Source organism: Pseudoalteromonas sp. meg-B1, assembly GCF_003173795.1.
Classification (GTDB): domain Bacteria; phylum Pseudomonadota; class Gammaproteobacteria; order Enterobacterales; family Alteromonadaceae; genus Pseudoalteromonas; species Pseudoalteromonas undina.
In genome coordinates, this window is sequence record NZ_QGQU01000002.1 from 655,486 (window position 1) to 669,427 (window position 13,942).

Genomic DNA, 13,942 nt, shown 5'->3' on the forward strand with positions numbered 1-13,942 from the left:
CTTAAGTGGCTTTATACTAATTCTTCACAAATTTGTTCTCGGGTGGCTTTATCAAAATAGCTCCATGCAATAAAGCGACTGACTTTTTGCCCTTGTGCCATTTCAACAATTTTAAATTCACTAATAGGCTGTTGTTTTAGCTGTGCTTCTAAGGCTGCTAGAGTTTCTTTTTTAGAAACCAACGAGGTAAACCAAATTACTTGGTCACTGTGAACCCTGCTTTCTTTTATCATAGTAGAAATAAAGGCCAGCTCACCACCTTCACACCACAGCTCATTACTTTGTCCGCCAAAATTAAGTGCTTGCGAAGGCGCTTTGCCTAAGTTTTTCCATTTACGTTCACTGCCTTTACTAGCTTCTTCTGCACTGGCGTGAAATGGCGGGTTACACATCGTTAAATGATACAAATCTTTCGCATTAATCACCCCTTTAAAAATATGCTCGGGATTTTTTTGTTGTTTAAGCGTTATTTTTAGATTATTGAACTGAGCGAGCTGCTTGGCTATTTTTATTGCTGCAGAGTCTATGTCGCTGCCAGTAAAATGCCATTGGTATTCACTATTGCCCGTTAGCGGGTAAACTAAGTTAGCGCCAGTGCCTATATCAAGCACTTTAATTTGTCGACCAGTGGGAATAACCTGCTGATTATCTTCGCTGAGTAAGTCAGCTAAGTAATGAATATAATCTACTCTACCTGGAATAGGTGGGCACAAGTTGTGCTCAGGAATGTCCCAAAAGTTAATGTTGTAATGACTTTTTAATAGCGCCTGATTCAAGGTTTTTACAGCTAAGTTATTACTAAAATCAATACTTTGATTGCCTGCTGGAGTCGTAATTAAAAAAGCAGTTAACGAAGGGGTTTGCGAGGTAAGCAAATTAAAATCGTAACCATTTTTGTGTTGATTGCGCGGATGTAATTTAGAACGAGTTGATTTTGCTTTCATGAGGCTTTTTTAACAACAGGAATAAAAGCCAATAGTAACAAATACAGACAGAAAAAGTGCATAATTTTCCCTTTGGCTTACCAGTTATTACTGGTAGGATGAGTTGTTAGCAATTATAAGGAATTCGCTTTGGCAGTTACTCAAGAGTCTGTTTTTATTAAATTAGGTGACCATCAAACACTGCATTTGCGTCGTATCGCCAACCAGCAGCCAAGTGGGCCTGTGGTGCTATTAATTCATGGCGCGGTAGAAAATGGCAAAATATTTTACACTCATAGCAATAAAGGGTTAGCGCCTTTTTTAGCTGAACAAGGGTATTGTTGTTACGTAGCTGATTTACGCGGGCGTGGTGAAAGTAAACCTGCTATTTGTAAGCAAGCACGGTATGGACAAACTGAGGCGATTGTTGAAGATATTCCGGCATTTATTGAGAAAATTGAACAGTTAGAGAGTAAAAAACCTGACTTTTTAGTTGCTCATTCTTGGGGTGGGGTGTTGCTTAATAGCGTGTTTGCTCGCTTTCCTGAGCTGATAAACGATGTAAAAGCGTGTGCCTATTTTGGTTCAAAGCGTTCGCTATTTAATAACCACCCTAAAAAGTTATTTCAGGCCAATTTGATTTGGTATTTTATGGCACCAATTTTAGCGAAAAAACACGGTTATTTACCGGCAAAACGCTTAAAGTGGGGCAGTGATGATGAAACTCAAAAGTCGCACTATCAAAGTATGCAGTGGGCGAAACAAAACCCGTGGATAGACAGTGATGACGGGTTTGATTACGCTAAAACATTAGCAAATCTCACGCTTCCTCCAACGTTACATATTGCGGCAGTAAAAGATAAAGCATTGGCACAGCCTATCGATATTCAAAAGTTTATTGATGAGTCAGGTACTGGGGTGCAAAAAATGCAAATATATGGCCGCCGCTTTGGGCACAAAGTAGATTACGACCATATTAATATGCTTACTCACCCTCAGGCACGCCAAGAACAGTTTATGGATGTGCTTAATTGGTTTGAGGCAACGAGAGCAAACTAAGTAAAGGGGCTTCATAACGCTGCCACTTATCAAGGCTTTTGTTATTTACAGGTTGCCTGATGGCATGTTTACTGAGCGTTGTAACGGCGCTTTTGTTTTTGTAAAAGTCCAAACAAGTATGTTCAAATTCGCAGCCAGTAAAACTTAATAGTGCGGTTAATTGATCTTTAGGATTTTCAATTAACTGCTCGTAACTTAAATTATAAATAGCTAAGCGGTTAAATTGCTGCCAATGGCTCATCAGTTTTTCATAAAGCTGATGATACAAAGCAAATTCATTTAAATCACAAAAATAGGGTTCGTTTTCAGCAAAGTAATTAGTAAACACTGAAAATGCGGTTGCATGAAAGTTGCGGGTCAGGTTTATAAACTTAGCATCTGGGAATAAAATATAAATTAACCCTAAGTTTTGGTAGTTGCTAGGCAGTTTATTGATCACAAATGCGCAATTGCCCTCAAAAGAGCTTAACGTATCTAAATAAATAGCTCTGGCTTGGTTAATTAAAGGCGTTGTTAGCTTAGTTAAGCATTGAGGGTAGCGTAACCCTGTTTTATGTTCTAAAAAGGCGACTACCTTATTACTAATACTGGAGTCTTCTCCAAGCGTTGCCCATTGACTGTGCCCTGCTAACATTTGTTCGAGTAGAGTTGAGCCGCTTCGTGGCATGCCAATAATAAACACGGGCGTAACAGGGTACTGCTTATTTAGGTTTGCTAAATTGAGCACACTTTCATTGTTATATTCAATAAGTTGATCATAAAAGCCAATTAAATCTTCAGTATTAAATTCACTGAGTTTGTGTTGTTGCTGATTGGCAATCACAAAATAGTTAAACGCTTGATCAGTATCGTCTAACTTGTCGTAGCTTTTAGCTAAAGCATAGTAGCAGACCATTTTTAAGCGTAGGTTATTTGTTTGCGTTAAAAAATGGTGTAACTGATCAATGTAATTATTTGCCTTATTAAAACGCCCTAATTGTACCAATTCAAATAAAACATAAGCCGTAACCGGTGCTATTCCAAGCTTTAATGCCTCCTCTAATGTGACCTGCGCTTTATCAAGCTCGCCAAAATTTAAATAATGCTGAGCTAAATAATAGTGGGTGTCTGGGTTGTCTGCGGCAATGCTTGTTGCGTACTCGAGTACTTTTTGCGCGTCCTCAGGGGAGTTGACCGCATTAAATGCATCACTTAATGCATACAAAGGTTCTAATACATAAGGGAGGTGCTGACACGCTCGTTGTAGTATATACACAGCAGCATCAAATTGTTCTAAACGCAGTGCTACCTTACCTAGGCCAAATAGGGCGTTACCATTGTCAGGCTCTGCTTGTAATAGCGTTTTGTAATGAAACTCTGCTTCTCTAAGCTTGTTTTGTGACAATAACTCATTCGCTTTTTTTAGTAGCATAATACAACTAATATTCTTTTTATTTAATATAACCCCAAAGCCACAAAAAATGCGAGTGTAAAAGTCATTTTAAATGGGTTTATAGAGGGTAATAAAAAGGCGAAATGCATTACACATTTCGCCTTTGATTATCATTAACACATTTTAGAAAGTATAGGTTGCTTTAGCGTAGTAAAAGCCACCATTAATTCCGTATGGAGATGTTTCGTAGTACTTACCACCCCAGTTGTTATTTGGTGCTACGGCGAAATCAAGTTTCTCTGCCTCTTGATCCAGTAGGTTTTGTGCACCGACTGAGAAACTAATTGAGTCATTCATGAAGTAAGTTACTTCAACATCTAATGTGACTGCTGCATCAGCCATTTTAGCCGTTTCATCATAATCTACGTGAACGCCTTGGTACTCACCAAAGTAGTTAAGGCGAGAAAATGCTGAAAAGCTTTCCCATTGTTGTGCCCAGCTCAGTGTTGCACGGTGATTAGGTAAGTCATTTTCAAGACGACTTACTTTAAATGCTCCGGTAATATCACTTGAGCGTGTTACTTCTGTTTCATTCCAGTTGTAAGCTAAGCTGAATGTAGAGCTACCACTGAACAACTCAGCCGAGTAGTTAGCAACTAAGTCAACACCTTGAGTAGTGGTATCAAAGTCATTGGTAAAGAAACTAACTTGCGCTAAGTTTTGTACGTTAGGTACACCAGCAGCTTCGAGTGTGTCTTTATCTGCTTGGCTAAGTTCTATTTTATCTGACTGACTAATACGATCATCTACTTGGATGTTGTAGTAATCAACTGTTAAGAATAAATCGCCGATGGTGTATACCGCACCAAAGGTGTAGCTTTGCGATTCTTCAGGTTCAAGTTCAGTACCACCTAGTTGAATAGCAATTGGGTTTGTAGGTGGTAACAATGCTGAATCTACCAGTACACCACTGCTTAAGTTAGTTTGTACGTTACTAACATTTGCTTGGCCTACGGTAGGCGCACGGAAACCGGTGCTAATTGAGCCTCGAACGTTTAGATCTTCAGTAAGGTGGTATTGACCCATTAACTTATAGTTAGTGGTTGAACCAAAGGTATCGTAATCTTCGTAGCGAAGCGCTAAGCCCATTAAGAACTCTTCAGTAAATGGCGCTTCAATATCAATGTAAGCTGCATAGTTGCGACGGTCGTATTCGCCTGCATCTGATGGTTTAAATCCAGGGAAACCGTTAGAACCAATACCAAAACCTTGATCAGTTAATGGGCCGGCAATAAATGAAGCTTCATCGCCTGCTACTACGGTAAAGGTTTCTTCATGCCACTCTAAACCACCGGCAATGTTTACATCGTAAGCTAAGTCAAAGTCAAAACCCTTTGAAATATCAAAATTAAAGTTTTTCTCTAATTGTTCATATTTACCTGGGCTAAAATCACGCGGAGTATCTGGACCCAATGAAGCATTGATTGTGTCGTATATAAAGTAGCGAGATTCGTTGTAACCTACAGTACCGCTTAAATCATAGTAAGCGCCTTCTAAAAAGCCGCCAGTAAACTCACCTTTAGTACCAATAGTGAGTGACGTATCTGTAATATTACCACCAAAGTTTGGTGTAAAACCGCCCGGAAGCATTTCGTTAAATGCGAAACAATCAGGGTTGTTTGCTACACCATTAATGTAGTCAGGGTTATCAAGAACGTTGTCATCAATCATAATGGTTGGACAGTTACCGCTCATATCACCGGTTAAGTCACCAACAAGAAGTGTTTCGCCACCATCGTTTGAGTATGCACCAGGGCGAGTATGCGGGTTACGGTAATAAAAACCACCGCGTACATCACGCTCTGAGTAGTTACCAAACATATAAAATTGAGAGTCGTTAGTTAGCTCTAAACCAACATTACCAAAGATAGAGATGTCGTCATCTACCTCAGGTGCACCCCATACTTGGGTGATTGGGGCAATGTCTGGAACGCCTGCAGCATCAAGTGCTGTGGCATCGGCTCTTTGTACAGAACGGCTGGTCGCATCGGCTGTTTTGTACTGAAAACTTAAATTTGCAAAACCGCTATCGGTAAATGGTAAGCCCACATTACCTGAAATTTGGGTTGTATCACCATCGCCTTCGTAATATTGGCCTTTACGAACTTCGAATGACCCGCCTTCTGAGGCATCTTTAAGTTGGAAGTTTAAAACCCCAGCAATCGCATCAGAACCATATTGTGCAGCAGCACCATCGCGAAGAACTTCTACTTGTTTCAGTGCAATACTTGGAATTACTGAAATGTCGGCACCTTGAGCACCATCATTAATACCACCACCTAAAAAGGCAATAACAGAGGCACGATGACGACGTTTACCGTTAAGTAAAATTAGTGTGCTATCAGAAGGAAGTCCGCGCAAGTTTGCAGGGCGTACTAATGAAGCGGCATCACTGATTGGCATTGAGTGAACGTTTAAAGAAGGAATAGCTCCTTTTAACAGCTCTAGCATATCTGTGTTGCCTGACTTGCTAAGCTCTTCGCCACCGATAATGTCGATAGGAACAGGTGAGTCACCAATAGAGCGAGGCGCAGAGCGCGTACCAACTACGGCAATTTTTTCTACGTTTTTGTTTACTTTAACTTCGGTTTGCTCTTCTTGAGCAATTGCTGAACCAGAAACAAACAAGCCTGCGGCTGTTGTTGCTAGAGCAAATTTGATCGCCTGTTGAAGCGCATTGCTTTTTAATTTCATTCTAAATATCCCCAGTTAGAATTGATTTGTATAGTCTATTTACTGACTTATTTTTGTGGACATTTCACATTCAATGGGGAGCAAATATAGCTAACTCACTCCTAAAAGCTTAATTAATTAAGCGCACCTCCTGTGAGTCCTCGAAATAGACTATAGATAAAAAAACTAAAGAGGGCAATGGCTAATTAACTACTATTTAACAAGTGGAAACAAATGGTTTATCTAAAAATAACGCAGAGTTAATCACAACTAGGGCGAGAAAAGGGGGTAAAAACAGACATTGATACATAATTACTAACTAAATAAGCTATTTTAGTTATTTTCTATTATTGAATTAAATTGACTTACTGTTGATATTTTCACCATGGTGTTTTTTCCACGCAGCCAGCTTTTCTTTATATTCATCCCACACGCAAGGGCAGCAACTGCCGCCGCCACAGCACTCATCAGATTTTGGTCTTTCGGGTTTAGTACTAGGGATGTTTTTTTGCATTTTTTTATTACAAAAGTGGAAAAAAGGACGCTTAGAATAAATGATTGAATAAAGCGTGTAAATTATTCTTTGTGAACTTAGAACGCTGTGTGAGAATACAGGCTATGCGATTATATAAAGTCATTCATCGTGCACCCTGGCGGGTTGCTAAAATAAGTAAAAAGCGACAACAACTACGCTTTCGTCGTGCTATGGTCGCGCTTAAAATAGCCCTTGCTCAGGAAAAGCAAGAAACCAAAGAAATGCTAATAACTTATAGGCGTTATACCCAAGGGCAAACAAACAAAGCAGAACTAAAACGCGCCAACGAGCAGTTTGTAGATATATTAAAAGGATTAGGACTAGGCGTTTTTGCGTTATTGCCGTTTGCACCATTAACTATTCCACTGGTTGTTAAACTAGGGCAGTTAGTGGGTGTTGATGTATTGCCAAGTTCTTTTAGTATGAATAAGCCTATTAAAGAAATTGATCAACAGATTGCTCAACAAAGCCAACAGCAAGACTCAACTCCCACAAAGAAGAAGTAAGTTAGCAGAACATAATTAGCTATACCTTTTAATAGTGCTTATTGTTATGCTAGGACATCATTTTCTATTATGTGAGTCATTAATGAGCGCTTTACTTCGTCATACCTCTTCAGGAATTCCTCTATCTTTTATTGTTAAAAATGAATTAACAGACTGGCTTACTCAGCAACCAAGCTTTGTGCAGCAGTGGCTTGCAAATACCGATTTTGAAAAGTCAGGACTTGCGTTAATACCAAACGCAGAAACCGGTGAATTAAGCCAAGTATTTTGTATTATGCAACGAGTCGATGATTTTTGGGCTGCTGGCGAGCTTGCAAGTAAATTACCTAAAGGCTGCTACCAAATTCAGGGTGATGAGTCTTTAGTTTCTCAACTTGCTTTAGGCTTTGTGTTAGGTGGTTATGAGTTCAGTGAGTATAAACAAAAAGCCACAGCAAAAGCTCAGCTTGGCATTGCCGATAAAACATTATATGAACAAGTAAAACAACAAGCAGATGCAATTAATCTAGCTCGCGACTTAGTTAATACCCCAGCTGCCGATATGATGCCGCAGCACTTATCACAGGTAATGAGCGATTTAGCTGATACATTCGACGGCGAGTTTACCCAATGGGTAGGCGATGAGTTATTAGAACAAAATTATCCAACTATTCATATGGTAGGCCGTGCAAGTGAAAACAAACCGCGTTTACTCGATTTGAAGTGGGGGGCGGTTGATGCGCCACAAATTACATTAGTCGGTAAAGGTGTATGTTTTGACTCAGGTGGGCTAGATTTAAAACCAAGTTCAGGCATGCGTAACATGAAAAAAGACATGGGTGGGGCTGCGCATGTTATTGCCTTGGCTCAATTAATTATGGCTGCTAACTTACCAATACGTCTTCGTGTTTTAGTACCTGCGGTTGAAAATGCTGTTTCGCGTAATGCATTTCGCCCTGGCGATGTAATAAAAACCCGTAAAGGTATTATGGTCGAAATAGATAATACTGATGCAGAAGGGCGACTAGTTCTGTGTGATGCTTTGAGCGAAGCACAAAACGATGAGCCTGAATTAATTATTGATTTTGCTACCTTAACTGGTGCGTGCCGTGTTGCTTTAGGGACAGAGCTGCCAGGCTTCTTCTCAACGGAACGTGATGTCGCTAATGCGATTATGGATTCGGGGATGCAAGTTAACGACCCTGTTTGGCAATTACCGTTATTCGAGCAATACACCCCATTTTTGAAAAGCGATGTGGCTGATATGACTAACTGTTCAAGTACGCCATTTGGTGGCGCAATAACCGCTGCGCTTTATTTGAAAGAATTTGTAGAGCCAAACACACCATGGGTTCATTTTGATGTAATGGCATGGAACTTACGAGCATTACCAGGGCGCCCTGCAGGTGGTGAAGCTCTGGGCATTCGTGCAGTATTTACTTACCTACAAAATCGATTTAACTAACCTAACTAGGGTTAACTAAATCAAACATACCTTGCCTTGAGTTATTTGATGTTAAAGCGCATATAACTCAAGGGGTAAACCATCTGGATCGGCAAAAAAGGTGAATTTTTTGCCGGTAATTTCATCCACTCTTATTTCTTCTACGTCGATTCCATGCGACTCTAAATACGTTTTACTGTTTTCTACACTACTAACCTTAAATGCTAAATGTCTAAGTCCTTGTGCTTCGGGATAGCTTGGTCTACTCGGCGCATCGTTAAACGAAAATAATTCTAACTGACTGCCATCAGGTAAAGCTAAATCGAGTTTGTAAGACTGACGCTCTGCTCGATAATGCTCATTGATAATCGTAAGTTTTAATATTTCACTATAAAAATGTTTAGAGCGTGGGTAGTTGCTACAAATGATGGCTACATGATGAATGCCTAGTAGTTGCATATATTTTCCTTAAAAAACAAAAAAGCGCACTGAAAGCAGTGCGCTGTTTATCAATACATATTTGCTTGGTGTAATGTTAGCTTTTAGCTAGGCTCTGCGTCTTTACACGCTTTTACAGCTGGTGCAACAAGCTCTAAACCTGTTTTATCACACGGTGGAAGTTTAGCATTGCTAACAGCAATGGGTGTTACTCGCTCGCCCCATTTGATATAACTTGCCGCCCACGTTAGGCCTGCTCCAAATGCAGCCGACATAATATTGGCATGCGGCTTAATTAAACCTTGCTCAACGGCTTCGCACAGCGCAATGGCAATCGTTGCAGCAGAGGTATTACCGTATTCGCCAATGTTAACCATTACTTTACTGTCTTCAACCTTTAAACGGTTTTGAATTGCTTGAATAATGCGTAAGTTAGCTTGATGCGGAACTAGTACATCGATATCGTCTAACTTAAGGTTGGCTTGTTCAAGCACGTCGTCACAGGCTTCACTCATACCTTTAACGGCACGTTTAAATATTTCACGCCCTTCAAATAAAAGGTCTGATGGGCCAATTGGCTCATATTTATTTAAATCACTGCCAAAATTAGTAATGTGTAAAATATCACGATCTTCGCTGTCACAGCCGGTTTTAGTTCCTAATAAGCCTGCAGGTGTTTCTGCTGCTTCAAGTACAACGGCACCGGCACCATCACCAAATAAAACAGCACTGTCGCGTCGCGCCCAGTTTACATACCAAGTCATGCGTTCAGCGGCAATAACTACGGCTTTTTTGATCATACCGGCTTGAATTTGCGCTGTCGCAGCTTGTAAAGCATATAAAAAACCAGAACATGCTGCATTGGTGTCCATGGCTGCAGCGCCAGTGGCGCCAATATTTTTTTGTACTAATGAGGCAGTGTTTGCAACTACTGTTGAGGGGGAGCACGTTGCTAAAATAACTAAATCGATATCTTTTGCATCTACGCCAGCGCAAGCAATAGCATGTTTTGCAGCCACACTAGCAAGCTCGGCAGTACTTACATGGCTAACTCTACGGGCTTTGATACCGGTACGCGTGGTGATCCACTCATCGGTGGTATCTACAATTTCACTTATTTCGTCGTTGCTGATGCTGGCTGGTGGAATGCATTTGCCCCAACCAGTGATATGTGCGTAAGGCATAGTGTGTTCTCTTAAAAGTGGTATGACGTGTTCGTCTTATGAATACGTTATAACAAAAATTAGCTATTAACTCTAGTTTATAGCAGCTATAGAGCTGTAATTACTGCTATTTTACCAATTGTTTGTTGTGTTTTTAGTGAAAGGTCAATTGTAAGTTTTTACTTTGTAAATTAAATGAGTGTTTAGCTTAGGTGCTTTTTATAAGCTAGTCCATCACCTTCAACACTTGCTTAAAGTACTTCTGACGTATGCTTGAGTGCAGCTATGCGAGCGGATACTATAAGGCGGTTTAGTGTATAATAATTACAATAAAAAAAGCATGTTAATCATGAATAATGAAACCCAGTGTATCCAGGAACCCTATTGTGTTAATTAAAACCGACCCAGCTATTAGCCGATTATTAATGCTGCGCAGTGGTGCCATCGTTGTTCAGCTTATTGCGGTACTCAGTGTGTATTTTTTACTAGAACATCAAATTGCACTTATGCCGTTGTTAGGGGTTATTGCTGTTGAGGCGGTTTTTCAGTTAGCCAGTGTATTTGCCTACCGGCATGTAAGCCAAGCAAAGCCAATTGGCATGTTAATGCAACTGACCGCCGATGTGCTTTTTTTAACTATTTTGTTGTCTTTAAGCGGCGGAGCAACTAACGCATTTGTGTCGTTATTGTTGCTGCCAATTATGATAGCTGCAATCACACTAAGCGCTCGAGGGCTTGCCTATATTGCTGTATTGGCCATTGCCGCCTATAGCTTATTATTAATTAAAATGCCCGAACACAGTATGCACCAAATGAATATGAATGGTCATTTTATTGGTATGTGGGTTAATTTTGTTATAAGTGCTTGCGTAATAGCGCTAGTGATAGGGGCTATGAACCGCGCTTTGCAACAGCGTGAACGCACTATTGCCAAAGTTAGAGAAAAACAGTTACGCAATGAACAACTGGTAACACTTGATGGCGCAGCAGCGCAAATTACTCATCAATTAGCAACACCAATTGCTAATTTACAATTATTATTTGAAGAGCTTTTAGAAGAGCATCCTAACAATGAAGTTATTCAGCAAATGCAAACGCCGCTATTGCAATGCCGCACTCAGCTTAACGACTTTAGAAAGCTCTCAATGCAGTTACGAGATAAAAACACTCAAGCACCCATTAAAGCAGAGCAGCTGCAAAATCAAATTCATGATACGTTACTATTACAATACCCCAATCAACAAATAAACTGGCTTAACGAGTCACCTGAAGCCACATTACAAAGTGACGCTATGCTGTTACCTGCAATTTTAAATTTATTACAAAATGCAGTACTTGCTAATCAAAAACACGCCCAAGTGCAACTTGAACTAAGTTGGCAGCAACCTGACGCACAAAACATTGCGTTAATTATTCGTGATTTTGGTGCTGGTTTTTCATCCTCAGAGTTAGCAGAGTTAGGTGGGCAGTTAATGCCTAGTGAGCAAGGCATGGGGATCGCAGTTATGTTATCAAATGTGACATTTGAGCGGTTAAATGGCTCGTTAACGGTATATAATCACCCCGAAGGCGGAGCGGTTACAAAGATAACGATGCCACTATTAACAGCAGAGACAAAAGCATGAAGCTACTTATTATTGAGGATGATATTAATTTAGCGACAACGTTGGCACGGCGGCTAACTAAGCACGGTTTTAACTGCGAGATCACTCATAATCAAACTGATGCACTTCTAAAGGCTCGCCAGCAACAGCCTGATTGTATTTTATTAGATATGAAACTGGCTGATGAAAATGGACTGTCGCTTATTGCACCGCTGCGGCATTTACTCACTCATGCACATATTGTATTGCTGACTGGCTTTGCAAGTATAGCTACAGCCGTAGAGGCGATGCGTTTAGGTGCTAATGACTATTTAACTAAGCCTGTTGATATGGCAAGTTTATTAAAAGCACTTAAAGTTGAGGTGGCAAGTTCGGCAGTAACTGAAATTTCTGAGGGGGTTATGTCGCCCGAGCGGTTAGAGTGGGAACATATTCAACATGTTTTACACAGTAATAATGGTAATGTATCAATGACCGCAAGGCAGCTAAATATGCATAGGCGGACACTACAGCGTAAATTACAAAAAAAACCAGTGCAGCAGTAATGCAAAATCAAAAAATTATTTTATTTGATGCGCAATGTAAGCTGTGTAGTGCATGGTGCAATTTTGTTATAGCTCACGATCCGAGCATTAAATTTAAATTGTGCAGCGTGCAATCGCCGGCTGGGCAAACGCTACTTGCTCAATTTGGTTTTTCCACTACCGATTTTACTTCGATGATTTATATAGAAGCACAAAAGCCATATACCCGCAGCCAAGCCGTTTTTCGAGTGTTCAGCCAGTTAGGGTATCCGTGGAAGTTGCTTAGCGTATTTAAGTTATTACCACGAAAGCTGACTGATTGGCTTTATAACAAAGTGGCTAAAAACCGTTATACATTATTTGGTAAATACCAGTACTGTCGAATTCCTCAACAAAAAGATGAAGATCACTACTTATAACTACATTTTTAGCAAGTGCTGGATTACTTAGGCTGTGCTAAAATCGCGGCGTTTAATTACTAGTAAATAGGTTTTAAGGGCTTTTTCATGGCAAATACAGCGCACGCATTGCATATTTTAGTAAAACATAAAGAGATTGCAGAAGACATCATTAAGCAATTAGGCAAAGGCGCAAAGTTTCAAACCTTAGCTAAAAAATATTCGTCTTGCCCATCGGGCAAAAAGGGCGGTGATTTAGGTGAGTTTAGACGCGGCCAAATGGTACCGCAGTTTGATAAAGTTGCTTTTAGTGGAGCAATTTTAGAGCCACATTTGGTAAAAACAAAATTTGGTTGGCATGTGATTAAAGTACTTTATCGCACATAAAAAGCGGAATTTTAAGTTCCCGCTATACTTACTATTTCTCATTTTATAACTGCTAAAGCACTTTGGAATGACTATGAAGCTATTTAATTTATGCTGCAGTGTTATCCTCATTGCCCTGTCTTTTTTTGCATGTGGCAGCGAGCAAACTGTGACGCTAAAAATAGGAAAACCAAGCACACCTAATATGCCAAGAAACCACTATGTTTTGAGCTTATTAGAAAAAAGCTTTGCGCAGATGAATGTAAAACTTAATATTAGTTATAGTGTTGAGCCGATGAATACCAAGCGAGTATTAGAAGAGCTAAAGCACGATGGGGCTATTAATTTTGCTTGGTTAAGTATGTCAAAAGAGCAAGCAAATAGCCTCGTACACACAACCTTTCCAATATACAATGGCTTGCACTCAAAACGTTTACTGATGATAAAACAAAGCCGGCTTGGCGAATTTTCAGATATAAAAACCCTTGAACAACTAAAGCCGTTTATAGCCTTACAAAAGCAAAGTTGGTCTGATTATTATGTATTAAAGAACAATGGCTTAACAGTTAATGGTGATTTGAGTTATGAAAGCATGTTAAAAGCGTTAGATGAAGGACTTGGCGATTACTTTCCTCGTTCAGTAACTGCGATTAGAGCTGAAATACAAAAAAGCCCACAATACAACTTTGTAGTTGAGCCACATATTATGCTGCAGTACGATAATTTTTATTACTTTTATGCAAACGAAAAAAATAAAGCAATTATCGACTTATTACAGCAGGGTTTAACAAAGCTAGAACAAAAAGGTGAGCTTGATGCCCTCTACACGCATTTTTACCATGATGTTGAGGACGGGCTTGGTTTAAGTCAGCGAACTGTATTTAAACTAAAGCATTAG

At 39.9% G+C, this 13,942-nt stretch carries 14 protein-coding genes; 8 read left to right on the forward strand and 6 right to left on the reverse strand.

The features are described 5' to 3' along the window. Positions 1–11: 11 nt before the first annotated feature. On the reverse strand, positions 12–944 hold the full coding sequence (rlmF, locus tag DK924_RS11305) for a 23S rRNA (adenine(1618)-N(6))-methyltransferase RlmF (RefSeq protein WP_109875207.1): 933 nt from the start codon (positions 942–944) through the stop codon (positions 12–14). 129 nt (positions 945–1,073) lie between these two features. On the opposite strand from rlmF, the gene DK924_RS11310 reads away from it, so the two are divergent. Beyond that, entirely contained in the window at positions 1,074–1,982 is a 909-nt protein-coding gene (locus DK924_RS11310; protein ID WP_075170323.1) for an alpha/beta fold hydrolase, read from the forward strand. Here the strand turns inward: DK924_RS11310 and DK924_RS11315 are convergent. The 3 genes from DK924_RS11315 to DK924_RS11325 all read right to left on the reverse strand — a co-directional run bounded on the left by DK924_RS11315 (position 1,951) and on the right by DK924_RS11325 (position 6,601). After that, the gene (locus DK924_RS11315; protein WP_109875208.1) at positions 1,951–3,393 is read right to left on the reverse strand and encodes a sulfotransferase; all 1,443 of its coding nucleotides are present in this window, start codon (positions 3,391–3,393) and stop codon (positions 1,951–1,953) included. The two genes, DK924_RS11310 and DK924_RS11315, sit on opposite strands and share 32 nt — an antisense overlap. 144 nt (positions 3,394–3,537) lie before the next feature. After that, the gene (locus DK924_RS11320) at positions 3,538–6,108 is read right to left on the reverse strand and encodes a TonB-dependent siderophore receptor (RefSeq protein WP_054201280.1); all 2,571 of its coding nucleotides are present in this window, start codon (positions 6,106–6,108) and stop codon (positions 3,538–3,540) included. A 334-nt stretch (positions 6,109–6,442) separates the two neighbouring features. Continuing rightward, positions 6,443–6,601, reverse strand: a complete 159-nt coding sequence (locus tag DK924_RS11325; RefSeq protein ID WP_010389126.1) for an oxidoreductase-like domain-containing protein — start codon at positions 6,599–6,601, stop codon at positions 6,443–6,445. A 104-nt stretch (positions 6,602–6,705) separates the two neighbouring features. Here DK924_RS11325 and DK924_RS11330 point away from each other — a divergent pair, with 104 nt between their 5' ends. After that, positions 6,706–7,128: a hypothetical protein gene (locus tag DK924_RS11330; protein ID WP_075170321.1), complete on the forward strand. Its 423-nt coding sequence runs from the start codon at positions 6,706–6,708 to the stop codon at positions 7,126–7,128. A gap of 82 nt (positions 7,129–7,210) precedes the next feature. After that, positions 7,211–8,572, forward strand: a complete 1,362-nt coding sequence (locus DK924_RS11335) for a M17 family metallopeptidase (protein WP_054201279.1) — start codon at positions 7,211–7,213, stop codon at positions 8,570–8,572. 51 nt (positions 8,573–8,623) lie between these two features. Here DK924_RS11335 and DK924_RS11340 read toward each other — a convergent pair whose 3' ends face one another. Both DK924_RS11340 and DK924_RS11345 read right to left on the reverse strand, forming a co-directional pair. Further along, complete coding sequence (locus DK924_RS11340; RefSeq protein ID WP_055011930.1) at positions 8,624–9,010, reverse strand: VOC family protein; 387 nt, start codon at positions 9,008–9,010, stop codon at positions 8,624–8,626. Positions 9,011–9,093: 83 nt separating this feature from the next. Beyond that, positions 9,094–10,173 carry a ketoacyl-ACP synthase III gene (locus tag DK924_RS11345; RefSeq protein WP_109875209.1) on the reverse strand — a complete coding sequence of 360 codons (1,080 nt, stop codon included), beginning with the start codon at positions 10,171–10,173 and terminating at the stop codon, positions 9,094–9,096. Between the two features lie 365 nt (positions 10,174–10,538). On the opposite strand from DK924_RS11345, the gene DK924_RS11350 reads away from it, so the two are divergent. The 5 genes from DK924_RS11350 to DK924_RS11370 all read left to right on the forward strand — a co-directional run bounded on the left by DK924_RS11350 (position 10,539) and on the right by DK924_RS11370 (position 13,942). After that, a complete protein-coding gene (locus DK924_RS11350; protein WP_109875210.1) occupies positions 10,539–11,777 on the forward strand; it encodes a HAMP domain-containing sensor histidine kinase in 1,239 nt (412 codons plus the stop codon). Then, a complete protein-coding gene (locus tag DK924_RS11355; protein ID WP_109875211.1) occupies positions 11,774–12,301 on the forward strand; it encodes a response regulator transcription factor in 528 nt (175 codons plus the stop codon). The genes DK924_RS11350 and DK924_RS11355 overlap by 4 nt, the downstream gene beginning before the upstream one ends. After that, complete coding sequence (locus DK924_RS11360; RefSeq protein ID WP_054201275.1) at positions 12,301–12,699, forward strand: thiol-disulfide oxidoreductase DCC family protein; 399 nt, start codon at positions 12,301–12,303, stop codon at positions 12,697–12,699. Before DK924_RS11355 ends, DK924_RS11360 begins: the two co-directional genes overlap by 1 nt. An 87-nt stretch (positions 12,700–12,786) precedes the next feature. Continuing rightward, the gene (gene ppiC, locus DK924_RS11365) at positions 12,787–13,065 is read left to right on the forward strand and encodes a peptidylprolyl isomerase PpiC (protein WP_008464312.1); all 279 of its coding nucleotides are present in this window, start codon (positions 12,787–12,789) and stop codon (positions 13,063–13,065) included. A 73-nt stretch (positions 13,066–13,138) separates the two neighbouring features. Beyond that, on the forward strand, positions 13,139–13,942 hold the full coding sequence (locus DK924_RS11370; protein WP_055011933.1) for a transporter substrate-binding domain-containing protein: 804 nt from the start codon (positions 13,139–13,141) through the stop codon (positions 13,940–13,942).